At 43.2% G+C, this 16,724-nt stretch carries 13 protein-coding genes and 1 pseudogene; 4 read left to right on the forward strand and 10 right to left on the reverse strand.

Features of this window, described 5'->3' with window-relative positions; genetic code table 11:
* Nucleotides 1-149 precede the first annotated feature (149 nt).
* The 8 genes from purD to FTV08_RS10415 form a co-directional block, all read right to left on the reverse strand.
* Nucleotides 150-1,433: a phosphoribosylamine--glycine ligase gene (purD, locus tag FTV08_RS10380; protein ID WP_180087264.1), complete on the reverse strand. Its 1,284-nt coding sequence runs from the start codon at nt 1,431-1,433 to the stop codon at nt 150-152.
* A 128-nt stretch (nt 1,434-1,561) separates the two neighbouring features.
* On the reverse strand, nt 1,562-3,136 hold the full coding sequence (purH, locus tag FTV08_RS10385) for a bifunctional phosphoribosylaminoimidazolecarboxamide formyltransferase/IMP cyclohydrolase (protein WP_180087265.1): 1,575 nt from the start codon (nt 3,134-3,136) through the stop codon (nt 1,562-1,564).
* 95 nt (nt 3,137-3,231) lie between these two features.
* The gene (gene fis, locus FTV08_RS10390) at nt 3,232-3,501 is read right to left on the reverse strand and encodes a DNA-binding transcriptional regulator Fis (RefSeq protein WP_001086304.1); all 270 of its coding nucleotides are present in this window, start codon (nt 3,499-3,501) and stop codon (nt 3,232-3,234) included.
* A gap of 398 nt (nt 3,502-3,899) precedes the next feature.
* Nucleotides 3,900-4,775 (reverse strand): MJ0042-type zinc finger domain-containing protein, encoded by an 876-nt coding sequence (locus FTV08_RS10395; protein WP_180087266.1) that lies wholly within the window; start codon nt 4,773-4,775, stop codon nt 3,900-3,902.
* Between the two features lie 15 nt (nt 4,776-4,790).
* Nucleotides 4,791-5,696, reverse strand: coding sequence for a 50S ribosomal protein L11 methyltransferase (gene prmA / locus FTV08_RS10400; protein ID WP_180087267.1), 906 nt, complete (start codon nt 5,694-5,696; stop codon nt 4,791-4,793).
* A 131-nt stretch (nt 5,697-5,827) separates the two neighbouring features.
* Nucleotides 5,828-6,715 (reverse strand): bile acid:sodium symporter family protein, encoded by an 888-nt coding sequence (locus FTV08_RS10405; RefSeq protein ID WP_004646703.1) that lies wholly within the window; start codon nt 6,713-6,715, stop codon nt 5,828-5,830.
* Between the two features lie 87 nt (nt 6,716-6,802).
* Nucleotides 6,803-7,690 (reverse strand): bile acid:sodium symporter family protein, encoded by an 888-nt coding sequence (locus FTV08_RS10410; RefSeq protein WP_180087268.1) that lies wholly within the window; start codon nt 7,688-7,690, stop codon nt 6,803-6,805.
* A gap of 144 nt (nt 7,691-7,834) precedes the next feature.
* Nucleotides 7,835-8,302, reverse strand: a complete 468-nt coding sequence (locus FTV08_RS10415) for a hypothetical protein (protein ID WP_004646706.1) — start codon at nt 8,300-8,302, stop codon at nt 7,835-7,837.
* 254 nt (nt 8,303-8,556) lie between these two features.
* Here FTV08_RS10415 and mnmG point away from each other — a divergent pair, with 254 nt between their 5' ends.
* The 3 genes and pseudogenes from mnmG (at nt 8,557) to FTV08_RS10430 (ending at nt 12,416) form a co-directional block, all read left to right on the forward strand.
* A complete protein-coding gene (gene mnmG, locus FTV08_RS10420) occupies nt 8,557-10,437 on the forward strand; it encodes a tRNA uridine-5-carboxymethylaminomethyl(34) synthesis enzyme MnmG (protein WP_004279892.1) in 1,881 nt (626 codons plus the stop codon).
* Nucleotides 10,438-10,751: 314 nt separating this feature from the next.
* A pseudogene (gene mhpT, locus FTV08_RS10425) lies at nt 10,752-11,956 on the forward strand (3-(3-hydroxy-phenyl)propionate transporter MhpT).
* Nucleotides 11,957-12,089: 133 nt separating this feature from the next.
* Nucleotides 12,090-12,416 carry a hypothetical protein gene (locus FTV08_RS10430; RefSeq protein WP_004279890.1) on the forward strand — a complete coding sequence of 109 codons (327 nt, stop codon included), beginning with the start codon at nt 12,090-12,092 and terminating at the stop codon, nt 12,414-12,416.
* A gap of 49 nt (nt 12,417-12,465) precedes the next feature.
* On the opposite strand, the gene glnG is transcribed toward FTV08_RS10430, so the two are convergent.
* Together glnG and glnL are read right to left on the reverse strand one after the other, a co-directional pair.
* Nucleotides 12,466-13,941: a nitrogen regulation protein NR(I) gene (glnG, locus tag FTV08_RS10435; RefSeq protein ID WP_004646710.1), complete on the reverse strand. Its 1,476-nt coding sequence runs from the start codon at nt 13,939-13,941 to the stop codon at nt 12,466-12,468.
* On the reverse strand, nt 13,928-15,037 hold the full coding sequence (gene glnL / locus FTV08_RS10440) for a nitrogen regulation protein NR(II) (protein ID WP_005107202.1): 1,110 nt from the start codon (nt 15,035-15,037) through the stop codon (nt 13,928-13,930). Before glnL ends, glnG begins: the two co-directional genes overlap by 14 nt.
* A gap of 341 nt (nt 15,038-15,378) precedes the next feature.
* On the opposite strand from glnL, the gene rimO reads away from it, so the two are divergent.
* Nucleotides 15,379-16,722 carry a 30S ribosomal protein S12 methylthiotransferase RimO gene (gene rimO, locus FTV08_RS10445; RefSeq protein WP_180087269.1) on the forward strand — a complete coding sequence of 448 codons (1,344 nt, stop codon included), beginning with the start codon at nt 15,379-15,381 and terminating at the stop codon, nt 16,720-16,722.
* Nucleotides 16,723-16,724: the final 2 nt, after the last annotated feature.

Here is a 16,724-nt window from a genome sequence, read left to right on the forward strand (position 1 = left end):
AGGGGAAGTTAAATTTAAATTTGGTGATTATCCTGAAAGTAGGGATCACGTATTTATTACGTTAGAGCATAAATTTTAATTTGTTGAAAATATTTATTTTAGTATTTAAAAACCCCGCACTAAGCGGGGTTTTTTATACTTAAATCAGATTAAGCATTTTCACGAGCAATCGCGCGGTAACCAATATCTTTACGGTATTGAACGCCGTCGAAAGCCACTTTTTCGCAAAGCTCTAACGCTTTTGCTTGCGCTTCACCAATGGTATTGCCGAGTGCAGTCACGCAAAGAACACGTCCACCAGCAGTTACGATGTCACCATTCTCAAGTGCTTTAGTACCTGCATGGAACACTTTCGCATCAGTCATTTCAGTGTCTAAGCCTGAAATTACATCGCCATTGCTTGAAGTTTCAGGGTAACCTTTAGATGCTAGTACGATACCTACAGTCTTACGCTCATCCCATTCAGCTTCCGCAGGTAAGTTACCCGCAATACCAGCTTCAACCAAATCAACTAAAGATGATTTTAAACGCATCATGATTGGTTGAGTTTCAGGGTCGCCAAAACGACAGTTAAACTCGATCACTTTTGGTTGACCTTTGTCGTCAATCATCAAGCCTGCGTATAAGAAACCTGTATAAACGTGACCATCTTTTTTCATACCTTCAACGGTAGGACGCATCACTTCATTCATGGTTTTTTCAAAAACTTCAGCTGTTACAACAGGCGCAGGAGAGTAAGCACCCATACCGCCTGTGTTTGGACCTTGGTCGCCTTCAAAAATACGCTTATGGTCTTGTGAAGTTGCCATTGGCAAGATGTTGTCGCCATCAATCATACAAATGAAAGATGCTTCTTCACCTGCAAGGAATTCTTCGATCACAACACGAGAACCTGCATCACCAAATTTGTTGCCTGCAAGCATGTCGTCAATCGCATCGAATGCTTCTTGATTGGTCATTGCAACGATTACGCCTTTACCTGCAGCAAGACCGTCAGCCTTAATCACGATTGGCGCACCATTTTTCTCAACAAATGCTTTCGCAGCATCTACTTCAGTGAACACATCATAGAATGCTGTTGGAATGTTGTGGCGTTTTAAGAAGTGCTTGGCAAAAGCCTTAGAGCCTTCAAGCTGTGCAGCAAATTGAGTTGGACCCCAAATTTTAACGCCAGCTTCACGGCATGCATTTACAACACCATTTACAAGTGGTGCTTCAGGACCAACAACCACTAAATCAACCGCATTGTTTTTTGCAAAGTCGATAATTGCAGCGTTGTCTAAAATATTTAAGGCAACATTTTCGCATTTATTTTCTGTTGCAGTACCTGCATTACCTGGTGCTACAAATACTTTTGCGACTTTGTCATCTTGCGCGATTTTCCATGCCAATGCATGTTCACGACCGCCATTACCCAAAACTAAAATATTCATTTAAAAAAATCCTTCTGAAATAGAATCCCCCTAAATCCCCCTTTTATAAAAGGGGGACTCCCTTCGCTCTACTATGATATAGAAAACCCTCCTTTATTAAAGGAGGGCTAGGGAGGATTTAAAACTAATTAGTGACGGAAGTGACGCATACCAGTGAACACCATTGCAATGCCAGCTTCATCAGCAGCAGCAATTGTTTCTTCATCACGCATAGAACCACCCGGTTGGATAATGCATTTGATACCTGCTTTCGCAGCGTTATCAATACCATCACGGAATGGGAAGAATGCATCAGATGCCATTACCGCACCTTCAACAACTAAGCCAGCATGTTCCGCTTTGATCGCAGCAATACGAGCAGAGTTCACACGGCTCATTTGACCTGCGCCAACACCAATGGTTTGACGGTTTTTCGCATAAACAATCGCATTAGATTTCACGTATTTTGCGACTTTCCAGGCAAAGATCATGTCATCAATTTCTTGTTCAGTCGGAGCGCGCTTGGTCACCACTTTAAGATCAGCTTTAGTAATCATGCCCAAGTCTTGATCTTGTACTAACAAGCCGCCGTTTACGCGTTTGTAGTCAAGTTGCGATTGACGCGCATCGATTGCTGGAAGTTCGCCACATACAAGTACGCGTACGTTTTTCTTCGCACCAGTCACTTCAAGTACGCCATCAGCAATACTTGGTGCAATGATCACTTCAACGAATTGACGCTCAACAATCGCTTGTGCAGTTGCAACGTCTAATTCACGGTTGAATGCAATGATGCCGCCAAATGCAGATTCAGGATCTGTTGCATACGCAAGATCATAAGCTGCTTGAATACCGTCTAAAGATACTGCAACGCCACATGGGTTAGCGTGTTTAACGATCACACAAGCAGGCTTCGCAAATGATTTCACACATTCAAGTGCTGCATCAGTATCTGCGATGTTGTTATAAGAGAGTTCTTTACCTTGAAGCTGTTTCGCTGTTGAAACAGAAGCTTCAGTCGCTGTGTCTTCTACATAGAATGCAGCAGCTTGATGCGGGTTCTCACCGTAACGAAGGTCTTGAACTTTGTTCAATTGAGTATTGAAAGTACGTGCAAATTTGTCTGCCTGACCTTCTTCTTTACCTACGCGAGCGCCTAAGTAAGATGCGATCATGCCGTCATATTGAGCAGTATGTTCAAATGCTTTTACTGCTAGGTCAAAACGAGTTGCATGAGATAAAGCACCCTCAGCTTTAAGCTCGGCAACGACAGTTGCATAGTCAGAAGCATTTACGATGATACCTACAGATGCATGGTTTTTTGCTGCAGCACGAACCATGGTAGGACCACCGATGTCGATGTTTTCGATAGCATCAGCAAGTGAACAGTTTGGTTTGGCTACCGTTGCAGCAAATGGATAAAGGTTTACAACGACTAAATCAATAGCATCAATGTTGTGTTCAGCCATCACAGCTTCGTCTAGACCACGACGAGCCAGGATACCCCCATGAATTTTTGGATGTAGTGTTTTTACACGGCCGTCCATCATCTCTGGAAAACCTGTATGCTCCGAAACTTCAACTACAGCCACATTATTGTCTTTCAACAATTTGTAGGTACCACCTGTAGATAAAATTTCTACCCCTAGAGCAGCAAGTTCTTGTGCAAATTCAACAATACCAGTCTTGTCAGACACAGAGATTAAAGCGCGTTTAATAGTCATGATCTTCGTCACAGTTTTCAAGGAACAGAATAAAACAAAATCAGCAATTTACAGGTTAAAAAAAATGCCTGCGGAAGCCGCAAGCATTTTATCATTTATTCACTCATTAAACCGTGAGCTTTTAACTTTTTACGTAAAGTACCACGGTTGAGTCCGAGGATCTCGGCAGCACGTGTTTGGTTACCACGTGTATATTCTAGAACTACAGATAGAAGAGGTTTCTCCATTTCTGCTAGCACCATGTCGTATACCTGAGATGGTTGCTCGCCCTGCAGTTGTGCAAAATAGTGGCGAACTGCGCGATCTACGTGGATACGTAAAGCAACATCAGATTGTGCAGTAAAAATAGGAGATTTGCTATTCATGCGAATTAATCCGAAAAACAAATATCACTTGGGTAAAGTGATATATAAAAGTGGTCTAGAAATTGAAATGAACTCCATTTTAGATCCTAAAACGGAAGTTCTAAAACTTAGTCATTACATTGAGCCTGTAGCTTGACACATCTCTGCGATTTGGTCGAAAAATAAGCGTAACAATAGTTAAAGTTTTGTTACTGACCAAAATCAAAACAAAAAAATCTGCACGATACGCAATAAATTTTATAGCGCATTAGGCAAGACTGTATTTGTTGTGAAAAAGTCGCGAGGAGTTGCAGCACATAGCTTTCGTGGCGCGTATCATACCATTGTCTAAGCAAAAGTGAGCAAGAAAACTGCATTTTTTTTAACTTTTTTTAATTTTTTAATGCTTTCTCAGCAGATTAGGGGCGAATTATTTCCAAAGTATAGCGATCAAAGCTTTTACGATCGACTGGAAGCTTAAATTTGAATTTAAACGGGCTGTTTTTTGGGATGCGCTGAATATTGATCAGACTTTCAATCAGGTACTCTTCGGAGGACAGGTTATAAGTTGCAATCACTTCACCGCGATGTTCCAGATTGATTCTTAAAATCGGTAAGGCCAGGCTACGGTCATGAAAATTGATCAGCTCACCGCTAAACTCAGCTTCATTATTACCGATTGCCTTGATTTTGACTTTATTGGCCTGAATCAGTGTGTAGTATTTTTCCAGATTGGAACAATTAAACACTTCACAGGCAGTGTTAAAGGCCAGGCTCATAACGTGACTGTTTTTGATGTATTGCGGATTGAACCAGAAGAATTGAAACATCAGCAGGCTGAACAGTGACAGATTGAGTAAACTCCAGCCTAGATAGTACATTGGCCCGCGTTTAGTCTGCTTTTCTGCCTGATCTTCCCAGTTCATGCTCGGCAGAACTGAAATCGGCTCGGTACTGAAATAATTCAGGTTATTTAAATAGGTTTCCAGATCAATATTGGAATGTTCAACTTTTTGGTCAAAAATCTGTAGCAGGCTATGACGATGCTGCTGATCCGTGTGATAAACACCTGAGTTATTTTGAGCATCAGTTTTGATGAATTCGCTGGAGTTCGACTGAGCCTGAGACATTGAGACGGTGACCGAATTCCGGGTTTCGGTCACCAAATGCGATAAGGCATTAAATGAGGTGGTACATTTGGGACAGCAAACCATACCCTGCGCAACGGTGAGTTGAGCAACTGTGACCTTATAGGTGGTGGAACAGGTAGGGCAATGGGTTCTTTTGTCACTCATGGATTATTTATAGGCTCATTCGTTCTTATGGCGTTTACCCGAGATACGGCACCAGTGCTCATCTCGTTTTTCTACCTCTAATATATCAAAATAATTTGAGTAAATGCTAGTAACATCAGCAACTTGCTCTTCGATAACTCCAGCAAGTGCGAACTGTCCCTCAGATTTAATTAAAGTTGCGAACTCAGGAGCCAGCATCATCAGTGGTGCTGCCAGAATATTGGCAACAAATACGTCAGCTTTGGTATTACCGAGCTCATCTCTAAATTCTTCTGGTAGTCCGACATAAAGTTTGTCCAGTACGCCATTCAGTTCAGCGTTTTGCTGAGTCGCCAGTACAGCTTGTGGATCGATATCCGTGGCATATGCTTTTTTCGCACCTAAGAGAAGTGCAGCTACCGCGAGAATGCCTGAGCCACAGCCGTAATCGATGACAATTTTATCTTTCACATCAATCTTGCCGAGCCACTGTAAGCACAGGAAAGTTGAAGCGTGGTTGCCTGTTCCGAAAGCCAGACCTGGATCAAGCTTGATGTTCACTGCATCGGCATCAGGTGCTTCCATCCACTCTGGTACGATCCAGTATTTGTCAGCAATCTGAATTGGCTCATAGGCATCCATCCAGGTACGTTCCCAAGCCTGATCTTCAATCAACTCATGATGGATCGGAGCATTTGGCATTTGTGCACGAATAAAGGTTTCTAGTGCGGAAACATCAATTTCTTCGCCTTCTTCCTGTGCATAAATACCGGTCACAATCACTTTATTCCAGAGTGGTGTTTCACCTGGAAGTGGTTCCAGCAAATCCTGGTTTTCAGCATCATCCAAAGTCACACTCACTGCGCCTAGCGAGCTGAGTAATGTCTCAGTAAAATCAACCTGAGCCTGTTCAACCGTAATATGAATTTGTAACCACTTCACAGAAATAACCTTTATACATTTTTCAAAAAGCTATTGTAACGGAAGTTCAGACTCAACGCTGCTATCTTCTTGATCCATTCCCAAAATAAAAAGGATGCCTGAGGCATCCTTTGAACAGTTCCAGAGCTTATCTAATCCAGATTCGTTAAAGGTGTTTGCGCCGGGAGTGGTGCAAGCCGGTTCAACAGACTGCCAAAAATTGCAGCAAAGATATACATAAAGATAGAATAAACCGCGGCTGGCATCGCCACAGCAGCACTGCCAATCACGGTCAGGGCAATGGTCATGGCGAGGGTGCTGTTATGAATGCCAATTTCAAATGCACTGGCACGGGCTTGAGCGCTATTAATATTCAGTAGTCGCGGAATCAGATAACCAATACTCAGGCTCAGGATGCAGAACAAGGCAGTCGCCAGACCCACCTGGGTCAAGTATTCACCGATATTGCTGCGCTCTTTGATGAGTGTGGCAATAATAATCAGCACCAAAAAGCCAATCGAAAAAATCCGCAGCGGCCGATTCAGTTTTGCGGTCACGCCTGGTGCATAGCGCCGAATCAACATGCCAATTCCCACCGGAATCAGGATGATCGCAAAGACTTGCAGAATCTTGCCGAATTGCAGGCCAACTTGCTGGCTATCCTGCATAAAATGCATGATCGAAAAATTAATAATTAAAGGTAAGGTAATCGCTGCGATGACTGAGTTGATAGCAGTCAAAGTGATATTGAGGGCTAAGTCACCTTTAAACAGATAGCTAAACAGGTTGGCTGTTGCACCCCCGGGCGAAGCCGCCAGGAGCATCAACCCGACTGAGAGTAATGGGGTTAAAGCGAATAGCTTGCAGAGTAAAAAGGCAATGCCAACCAGAATAACCAGTTGGCAGAACAATGCTATAAATACGGCTTTGGGGTGACGAGTGACACGGCTAAAGTCCCGAGGCGTCAGTTCAAGGCCCAGTCCCATCATGATGATTGCAAGTGCCAGCGGCAGTAATATCGTTATAAGGCCAGAATCCATCTGTATGCTCCTTGTCGAAAATTGTTTTAATACTTCTGATTTTCTTTGGAAAAGCATACAGCCTTATAGCAGAATCAGCCAAATAAATTACAAATCTGATAAACGCCCCTTGTTGCTATACACCACTTGCTGGCGGCTAATTAGCACACCGAAAATAGTGGCGAAACTGTACATGAAAATTGTATAAATGCCTGCAGGAATAGCCATCGTGACATTATTTAAGACCGATATCGCAATCGTCAGGGCAATGGCAGTGTTGTGAATGCCGATTTCAAAAGTACAGGCGCGTGCCATTTTCTCTGGAATGCCCATGAGTAGAGGAATGCAATAGCCAATAAACAGGCTGGAAAAACATAAAATCGCAGTTGCTGTACCAATACTGGCAAAGTATTCGACCAAATTCGACCGTTCTCTGAAAATGGCAAATATCAACAATATAGCTAAAAAACCGATAGAGAGTAAGCGCATGGGCCTGCTGACTGTAATCGACAGGTTTGGAAATTTGGCTCGAAGCAGCATACCCATGATCACGGGAATCAAGGTAATTAAAAAGACCTGCACAATCTTTTCAACTGGAAAAGTCACGTTTGAGTCATGACTCATAAAGTAGTGTAAGGACAGATTGATAATAAAGGGCAGGGTAAAAATAGAGATGATGGTATTAATGGCGGTTAGAGTAATATTCAGTGCTACATCACCTTTATATATGTAGCTAAACAGGTTTGCGGTTGGGCCACCAGGTGAGGCGGCTAGCAACATCAGACCTACAGCAAGCAAAGCGGGCAAGTCCAAAATCAGACAAATAAAAAAAGCAATACTGGGTAACAGCACTAACTGCGCAAATAAAGTAATAAAAATGACTTTAGGATAGCGACTTAAGCGCAGGAAATCTTTGATGGTGAGTTCTAGCCCCAGCCCCATCATCATGATTGCCAATGTAATTGGCAAAAAAACGCTAAAAAACCCCGAATCCATGAATTTGCCTTTTTATTATACATTTATAGATATATTTTGAGTTTAGCCTAGATGAATAAATAAGCAATAAAAAACGGGCAAAATGCAGTCACTTTGCCCGTCAAAACTTTTACTTGAAATCTAAACTATTTAGATATATATCGGCTACATACCTGGCTGGCCTTGCATTGGTGAGTCAGGCTGTGCTGGCTGGTTCATCTGATGCTGCATTGGTTGGCTTTGCATCGGTGGCTGCATTGGCTGACTTTGCATCTGAGATTGTCCCTGAGGGCGTGGTGGCATAAAGCCTAATGCACATTTACCTTTGACTTCGGCACCATTAATGGTGGCAGTGGTTGCACCACTGTTGCCGCTACAAGTACTCATGAGTTCGGCTTCATCGCCTTTGATTGAAGCGTTTTTGGATGAAGCGAAAAACTGCGGTTCACAGGTACCATTCCAGATAATGCCGCGATGGGCAAAACTGACTTGTGCACCTTGGGATTTGCCTTTACAAACCTGTTGGTACTTTTGTGTATTATAAATGGTTTCGACCTTATCATTCGCTGATGCAGCAAACGGCGCAAAACATAAACCACATAGAACGGTTGAGAGGAAAATATTCTTATTCATCTTTTATACCTTTGTTTGTAATGTAACCAACATATAGATTAAAAAATGCGCGAGATTAAACAATGCAAATCGAGTAAATTTCTCAGCTTATATGTTTAATTTATATAGTTCCTCTGCAAAGTTAAATTACAGCGCTTTATTGTTATGCGAGTTAAGTGCGATTTATCTCAGGATAAATTCAACTGAATTTGTCTACTTTAGAGTGAAATTTGCTATAATGCTCAGCTATTCTTTTTTATCTCTCAATTACCACTATGCATTATCCTAAAGTATACGATGTCATTGTTATCGGTGGCGGTCACGCCGGTACGGAAGCGGCTCTGGCTGCAGCGCGTATGGGTCGACAGACTTTACTCTTAACTCATAACATTGAGACTTTAGGGCAGATGAGCTGTAACCCGGCCATCGGTGGTATTGGTAAATCGCATTTGGTGCGTGAAATTGATGCCTTGGGCGGTGCGATGGCACTGGCTGCCGATAAAGGCGGTATTCAATTCCGTATTTTGAACTCGCGTAAAGGTGCTGCAGTACGTGCAACACGTGCGCAGGCGGACCGTGTACGTTATAAAGCGGCTATTCGCGAAACATTAGAAAACCAAGCAAACCTTGATATTTTTCAGCAAGCCGCAGATGACCTGATTGTTGAAGGCGATACCGTTAAAGGTGTGGTTACCCAAATGGGTATCCGTTTTGATGCGAAAACTGTGGTGCTGACAGCAGGTACATTCTTAGGTGGTGTCATCCACGTTGGTCTGGAGAAATCTAGCGGTGGTCGTGCTGGTGATCCGCCATCTATTTCACTTGCACATCGTTTGCGTGAATTAAACTTGCCAGTAGGTCGTTTAAAAACAGGTACACCACCACGTATTGACGCGCGTTCAGTGGATTTCTCTGTGATGACACCACAGCCGGGTGATTTCCCATCTCCGACCATGTCATTCATGGGGGATGTGTCTATGCATCCTGAGCAGGTAAATTGCTATATCACGCATACCAATGAACGCACGCATGAAATCATTCGTGGCGGTTTAGACCGTTCACCGATGTACACGGGTGTGATCGAAGGTGTTGGACCACGTTATTGCCCATCGATTGAAGATAAGATTCACCGTTTTGCCGATAAAGATTCTCACCAAGTCTTCTTGGAGCCTGAAGGCTTGGATACACATGAGCTTTATCCAAATGGTATTTCGACTTCTTTACCGTTCGACGTTCAGTTTGAACTGGTTCGCTCGATCCGTGGTATGGAAAATGCGCACATTCTTCGTCCGGGCTATGCCATTGAATACGATTACTTCAACCCACAAGCGTTGAAATTTACCCTTGAAACCAAAGCAATTAATAACTTGTATTTCGCCGGTCAAATCAACGGCACAACCGGTTATGAAGAAGCGGGTGCGCAGGGTTTGCTTGCAGGCTTGAACGCTGCACGCCGTGCTTGGGATCAGGAGCAATGGACGCCAAAACGTGATGAAGCATACATGGGTGTTCTGGTCGATGACCTGATCACATTAGGTACCAAAGAACCATACCGTATGTTCACCTCACGTGCCGAATACCGTTTGATGCTGCGTGAAGATAACGCAGATCAGCGTTTAACAGCCATTGGTCGTGAAATGGGTCTGGTGGATGACGCGCGTTGGGCAGTGTACTGTGAGAAAATGGAAGCAGTGGAAAAAGAAACAGGCCGTTTGCAACACTTGTGGGCCGCACCAAATAACCCAATGGGTAAGAAATTCGTTGAGATGACCGGTGCAGACCTGTCTAAAGAATGTTCGGCGATTGATTTGTTGAAACGTCCAAACATTTCATTTGCTCAAATTGCAGAGTTAACCAATTCTGAAGTATCACCATTTGTCGGTGAGCAAATTGAAATTGCAGTGAAATATGCGGGTTATATTAATCGTCAGCATGAAGACGTCGCACAAATGAAACGTCTTGAAGAAACCCGTATTCCTGCAGATTTCGATTATGACATCGTGTCGGGTTTGTCCCGTGAAATTACTCTGAAACTGAAAGATGTTCGTCCTGAAACATTGGCGCAAGCCAGTCGCATTCCGGGTGTAACGCCTGCAGCAGTTCAACTGGTGATGATTACAATTCGTAAGAATGCACAGGCAAAGAAATCTGCTTAAGATTTTGCGCTAGAAAAGTCCGCGTTAAGCGGGCTTTTTATCGGCTTGTAGTTTTGTATAAGTTTTGACTATCGTTGAATTAAAAATAACTACTATTAAATTAAGTTATTGATAAATATATATAATAAATATTATTAAGATGTATTAAGTCTATAAATACAATCTTTTAGGTCTAATTTAGATGATATTTACACATGCTGATGTGCTTAAACCCGACTATTGTCGTGCTATTTCTCTATCAAGATTAGGTTAAGAATAATGCAACGGATCGTCAGACTATCAAACGGTTTGTGAATTATTGATGGAGATCAGTCATGGCACAGTCATACAGCGAAAAAGCCCAAAAAATATTAACGATATTCTTATGTTTCTGGGTCGCATTTTTTGAAGGTTTTGACCTTCAAGCTCCCGGGATTGCGGCGAAAGGAATTGCAGCAAGCTTTGGTTTAGATCAAATCCAAATGGGCTATGTATTTAGTCTGGGTGTCTTTGGAATGCTGTTTGGCGCATTCTTTGGCGGACGTATTGCAGATTATCTAGGACAAAAGAAAGTCCTAATGCTTTCTGTGACTATTTTTGGTCTGTTCATGTCGTTGACTGCAATTGCGCCAAGCATCGAAGTTTTATATGCAGCGCGTTTCTTTACTGGTTTGGGTTTAGGTGCGGCAATGCCAACCATGATTTCAGTCGTCGGTGATGAAGCAACGGAAGCCAACCGTGGCAAGCTAAATAGTCTGATGTATTGTGGTTTGCCGGTAGGGGCGATCTTTGTTGCCGGTCTGGCCATGTTGCTTCCGGAGATTCAATGGCAAACCTTGTTCCTGATTGGGGGATTAACGCCTTTAGCACTGATTCCATTGATGGCATTTATTCTTAAAGATAAGCCTAAAGTGAATGCGGAAGTACCGGTTTCTGGCGAAGCTGTGCCGGGAATGGCTGAGGTGTTGTTCAAGCAGCGACAGTATAAAAATACAGTGCCTCTTTGGGTTGGCTTCTTTTTTACCTTGATGATCAATTATATTTTGATTAGCTGGTTGCCAAATTTACTTATGGAACAAGGTTTGCAGAAACAGCAGGCATTTTTGGTGATGTTGGTGTTCCAGGTGGGCGCTGTCATTGGAACCCTAAGCCTGGGTTATTTACTGGACCGTTTAAAGCTCTGGCAAATGGCGACTATCATTTATAGTGGCTTGTTTGTTGCCTTGGTATTGCTATTCACCACAACTTCTATTCCGTTATTAATTTTGGCGAGAGTCATGGGGGTATTTTCTCTACAGGTGGCCAATCTATTCTGTATGGGATCTCACCAATTTTTTATTCAGGCGCAGGTAAAGTCACCGGTGTGGGTAGTGCGATCTCTCTAGGACGTTTAGGGGCGATGACTGGACCATTATTAACTGGAAAAATTCTGGCATTAGGTTTGGGAACGACGGGCATTCTTGTGGCAAGTTTGCCAGCAGTGGTCGTATCGGCAGTAGCTGTCACCGCACTATCACGTTATAAGGCTGCTCATAAGTAATTGATCATTGATATCTGTCAATACAAAAAGGGAATCTGAAGATTCCTTTTTTTATCGTCGAGGTTTTTAATTGAATAAAGTCAGTCTATAAAATTTGCTAAAATATACGGATAGTAAACAGATTGATTTTTATATGGCTTATCAACTTATTCCACTCTCGATTCAGGCCACTGATAATATTGCCTGTCCACATTGTCAGCACAACGTGATTGATTGGGCAGAAGAGCAGTATGTGCAACCTTGTGAACATACCCTGTTTATTGCCATGGATATTGGCTTTGAATATATGACGGATGAATTCGAGCACAGCATGCCGCGTTCTGTAGATGATCTGCATGCCAATGATGATCAGGTGAATATGCTGGATGAAATCACCCAAGCGACTTATTCAAATTATCTGATATATAAGTCTGATCTGGGCATAGATGGGTATTTCCGCTATGTGGGTTTTACTGCATAAATCATCATCAATAAAAAAGCGCCAATCGGCGCTTTTTTATATGGAAAGATTAACTTTCTATTTCTTCTTCGATTTCATCATCCGTAGTATCCATGCCCAATTCTTTAAGCTTGCGCGTTAAAGTGTTGCGACCCCAACCTAAAAGTTCTGCGGCATGACGTTTACGGCCACGGGTTTGTTGCAAGGCTGCATTGATCAAGGTGCGTTCAAACATTGGCGTCGCAACATCCAGAAGTTTCATTTCACCATTTTTGAGTTTCTGCATCGCCCATTGACCCAGCAATTCATCCCAGTGATGCGGTGCGATCTGGTTCAGCGTTGGAATTGGCGCACCCGGATCCTGCTGATGAATTGGAATCTGTTTCAGCTCAGGTGGCAAGTCTTCCGGATAGACTTCACGACCTGTGATCATGACAGTCAGCCAGCGACAGGTGTTCTCAAGTTGACGCACGTTACCTTGCCATGGCAATTTTTGCATATATTCCTGAGTTTCAGGACGCAGAATCTTTGGATTGACCCCAAGTTCCTTTCCGGCACGTGCCAGAAAATGCTGCGCCAGCATCGGAATATCTTCACTGCGATGTGCCAGTTTTGGAATATGAATACGAATTACATTCAGGCGGTGATACAAGTCTTCACGGAAACGACCATCATGGACCAGTTTTTCCAAATCCTGATGTGTTGCAGCCACGATACGCACATCGACCTTAACCGGAATATGACCGCCAACTCGGTAGAACTCTCCATCGGCTAGGACACGCAATAAACGGGTCTGGGTCTCAAATGGCATATCGCCAATTTCATCTAAAAACAGCGTACCGCCATTTGCCTGTTCAAAACGACCTTGGCGCTGGGTATTAGCACCGGTAAATGCACCTTTCTCATGGCCGAAAAGTTCAGTTTCGATCAGGTCTTTTGGAATCGCCGCCATATTGAGGGCAATAAAAGGTTTTGAGCTGCGTGGTGAATGACGATGCAGGGCATGCGCTACCAGTTCTTTACCTGTACCAGACTCACCATTAATCAACACGGTAATATGCGATTGTGATAAACGGCCAATGGCACGAAACACTTCCTGCATGGCAGGCGATTCACCAATAATTTCGGTAGATTGAATTGGTGGAGCCGCTTTTGCTGATTCTTGTTGCTGTAGCTTGGTGATATGTAAAATTGCACGATTTACCAGCGCCAGTGCTTCATCAATATCAAAAGGCTTAGGCAGATATTCAAAAGCACCAGTTTGATAACTGGATACAGCCGACTCTAAGTCTGAATGTGCCGTCATAATAATCACAGGCAAGTCAGGATAATTGTGTTTGACTTTGCCCAGGAAAGTAAGACCATCAATTCCTGGCATACGGATGTCGGTCAGAATCACATCAGGTGCTTCCAGACTCAATTGATCCAGTGCAGATTGTGCTTCTTCAAAACTGGTAACATCCAGACCTTCTTCTTTAAAGGTCTTTTCCAGTACCCAGCGCATGGCACGATCGTCATCAATCACCCATATTTTATTTCGCGACATGATTCGACTCCCAAGGTAAATATAAGCTAAAGACGGTTTTTCCAGCCACAGACTGACACTCGATCATGCCGTTGTGCTGATGAATAATATTTTGAGCAATACTGAGGCCCAGTCCGGTCCCTTTGGCACGGCTGGTGACCAGCGGATAAAACACCGATTCGATAATCTCTTCCGGAACACCTGGGCCATTATCTTCAATATCAATCCGTACTACAGAGCGGTGAATCACCCCGTTAATGGTAAAGAGACGCTGAATCCGGGTTCTTAAAATCAGTTCCGGTTGATGTTCGACAAAGAATTCCTTGTTCTCGGTCATGGCCTGTACGGCATTGGCGCAAATATTCAAAATGACCTGAATCAATTGATCACGGTCTGCCAGCACTTCAGGCAAGGACAGGTCGTAATCCCGGGTAATCTTGATTTTCTTTTTGGTCTGATTGGCAATCAGTGAACGCACCCGTTCCAGAGGTTCATGCACATTGACCAGCTCATAGCTCGGAAGCTGGCGTGAACCGAGCATGGTATCGGCCAGATTTCTCAGTCGATCCACTTCGCTAATAATAATGTCGGTAAATTCTTTGTATTGTGGATCATTCAAACTGCGTGCCAGGAGTTGAGTCGCCCCGCGAATGCCACCGAGTGGATTTTTGATTTCATGCGCGACACCGCGAATCAGCTGACGCGCTACCTGATGCTGTTGCAGCAGATTTTCTTCGCGTGAAATTTTTAACATGCGATCGCGAGGATTGAGTTCAATGAGCAGCAACGGATGATAAGGTTTACCCAGATTTAGCTGAGAAACAGTGTAGTCGACATGAATGTCTTTAAAGTTGACCAGAATAGTGGCTTCGCGGCGTGTATAAGGTTGTCCCGTAGTTAAAGTATTATTCAGGGCTTCTTCGGTATTGAACTCATCTGTCGGGTTTTGCAAAATATTGAGCACAGATGTGCCGCTCGCGCGGAATAAGCTCACATCAAATAAGGCTTCACAGGCAGAATTCAGATAATAAATATTAAGATCGCGGTCTATCAATAAGATACACGTGGTCATATTGTCCACTAAAGCACGATAGTCGATCGGAATAATTTGATCCATTCGCGGGTTTGTTCCTGTATTAAAATGGCGCAATGGCATCTTCATAAAGCAATTTAATCAATTTTAAGTTCTGATTTGATGCAAGATGCACGCCAACTTTTATGACTAGAGATTATTTATTGCGATGAAATGCAGAAATGTGACAGAGCAACACAATTCATCTTAGATATAGCGGATTAAATTGAGGCTGTAAATCTAAAATGATTCATTTTGGTGCATTGGTAAGTATGTTGAATATTTTATGGCAATATTTTAGTGCATGATGCAAAGAGTCAGGTTTTCAACTATTTTTATGATGCGAAAAGACATACAATACGCGCATTCTAGTAGAGCGAAAATTCATGAAGTCCCCCAAAGTCGGTTTTGTATCTTTAGGTTGTCCTAAGGCATTGGTAGATTCTGAACGTATTTTAACCCAGTTAAAGACTGAAGGTTATGACGTCGCTTCGGATTATGACGGTGCTGATTTAGTTGTAGTAAATACCTGTGGTTTCATTGAATCCGCAGTGCAAGAATCGCTAGATGCGATTGGTGAGGCGATGAGCGCGAATGGTCGCGTGATCGTAACAGGTTGTCTAGGTAAAGACGAAGACAAGATTCGCCAAATGCATCCCAATGTCCTGAAAGTGACAGGTGCAGCGGCATATAAAGAAGTTATGGATGCGGTTCATCAATACGTGCCTGAGCCGCCAAAACACAATCCATTTATTGATCTGGTTCCAGAACAAGGCATCCGCCTGACGCCAAAACATTATGCTTATCTGAAAATATCCGAAGGCTGCAACCATCGTTGTACTTTCTGTATTATTCCAAGCATGCGTGGCGATCTGGTCTCACGTCCAGTTGGTTCTGTGCTTGAAGAAGCTGCAGCGCTGAAACGTGCCGGTGTAAAAGAAGTACTCGTCATCTCCCAGGATACTTCTGCTTATGGCCTGGACACGAAATACAAGCTGGATTTCTGGAATGGCCAGCCGGTTAAGACCAAATTCTATGACATGTGTGAAGCATTAGGTCAGTTGGGAATCTGGGTGCGTTTGCACTATGTTTACCCGTATCCGCATGTAGATGCAGTAATTGACCTGATGGCACAAGGCAAAATCCTGCCTTATCTGGATATTCCATTCCAGCATGCAAGTCCAAAAATTCTCAAACTGATGAAACGACCTGCGCACAGTGAAAATACACTGGAGCGTTTGAAAATCTGGCGCGAGAAATGTCCTGATCTGGTACTCCGTTCCACATTTGTAGTTGGCTTCCCGGGTGAAACCGAAGAAGACTTCCAGATGTTACTAGACTGGTTGAAAGAAGCCCAACTGGATCGTGTGGGATGTTTCACCTATTCGCCAGTTGAAGGTGCGACAGCAAATGATTTGCCAGATCACGTTCCTGAAGAAATTAAACAAGAGCGTTATGAGCGTTTCATGCAGGTTCAGCAAGAAATCTCAGCAGCCAAACTCCAAAAACGTATCGGTCAGACCATGACTGTGCTGGTAGATGACCTGGAAGATGAATTCCCGGTAGCGGTTGCGCGTTCTTATGCAGATGCACCTGAAATTGATGGTAATGTTTTTGTTGAAGATATCGATAAAAGCGTCATCAAGGCGGGGGATTTACTTGAAGTCGAAATTACTGATGCAGATGAATACGATCTGTATGCAAAACTCATTTCAGTCAAGTCTGCTTAAGA

The organism is Acinetobacter sp. YH12226 (assembly GCF_013417805.1).
Lineage (GTDB): Bacteria > Pseudomonadota > Gammaproteobacteria > Pseudomonadales > Moraxellaceae > Acinetobacter.

What these genes read in the sequence shown, in the direction of transcription:
- purD (WP_180087264.1), bottom strand. Translation starts at nt 1,433, where the DNA reads ATGAATATTTTAGTTTTGGGTAATGGCGGTCGTGAACATGCATTGGCA.
- purH (WP_180087265.1), bottom strand. Translation starts at nt 3,136, where the DNA reads ATGACTATTAAACGCGCTTTAATCTCTGTGTCTGACAAGACTGGTATT.
- fis (WP_001086304.1), bottom strand. Translation starts at nt 3,501, where the DNA reads ATGAATAGCAAATCTCCTATTTTTACTGCACAATCTGATGTTGCTTTA.
- FTV08_RS10395 (WP_180087266.1), bottom strand. Translation starts at nt 4,775, where the DNA reads ATGAGTGACAAAAGAACCCATTGCCCTACCTGTTCCACCACCTATAAG.
- FTV08_RS10405 (WP_004646703.1), bottom strand. Translation starts at nt 6,715, where the DNA reads ATGGATTCTGGCCTTATAACGATATTACTGCCGCTGGCACTTGCAATC.
- FTV08_RS10410 (WP_180087268.1), bottom strand. Translation starts at nt 7,690, where the DNA reads ATGGATTCGGGGTTTTTTAGCGTTTTTTTGCCAATTACATTGGCAATC.
- FTV08_RS10415 (WP_004646706.1), bottom strand. Translation starts at nt 8,302, where the DNA reads ATGAATAAGAATATTTTCCTCTCAACCGTTCTATGTGGTTTATGTTTT.
- mnmG (WP_004279892.1), top strand. Translation starts at nt 8,557, where the DNA reads ATGCATTATCCTAAAGTATACGATGTCATTGTTATCGGTGGCGGTCAC.
- FTV08_RS10430 (WP_004279890.1), top strand. Translation starts at nt 12,090, where the DNA reads ATGGCTTATCAACTTATTCCACTCTCGATTCAGGCCACTGATAATATT.
- glnG (WP_004646710.1), bottom strand. Translation starts at nt 13,941, where the DNA reads ATGTCGCGAAATAAAATATGGGTGATTGATGACGATCGTGCCATGCGC.
- glnL (WP_005107202.1), bottom strand. Translation starts at nt 15,037, where the DNA reads ATGGATCAAATTATTCCGATCGACTATCGTGCTTTAGTGGACAATATG.
- rimO (WP_180087269.1), top strand. Translation starts at nt 15,379, where the DNA reads ATGAAGTCCCCCAAAGTCGGTTTTGTATCTTTAGGTTGTCCTAAGGCA.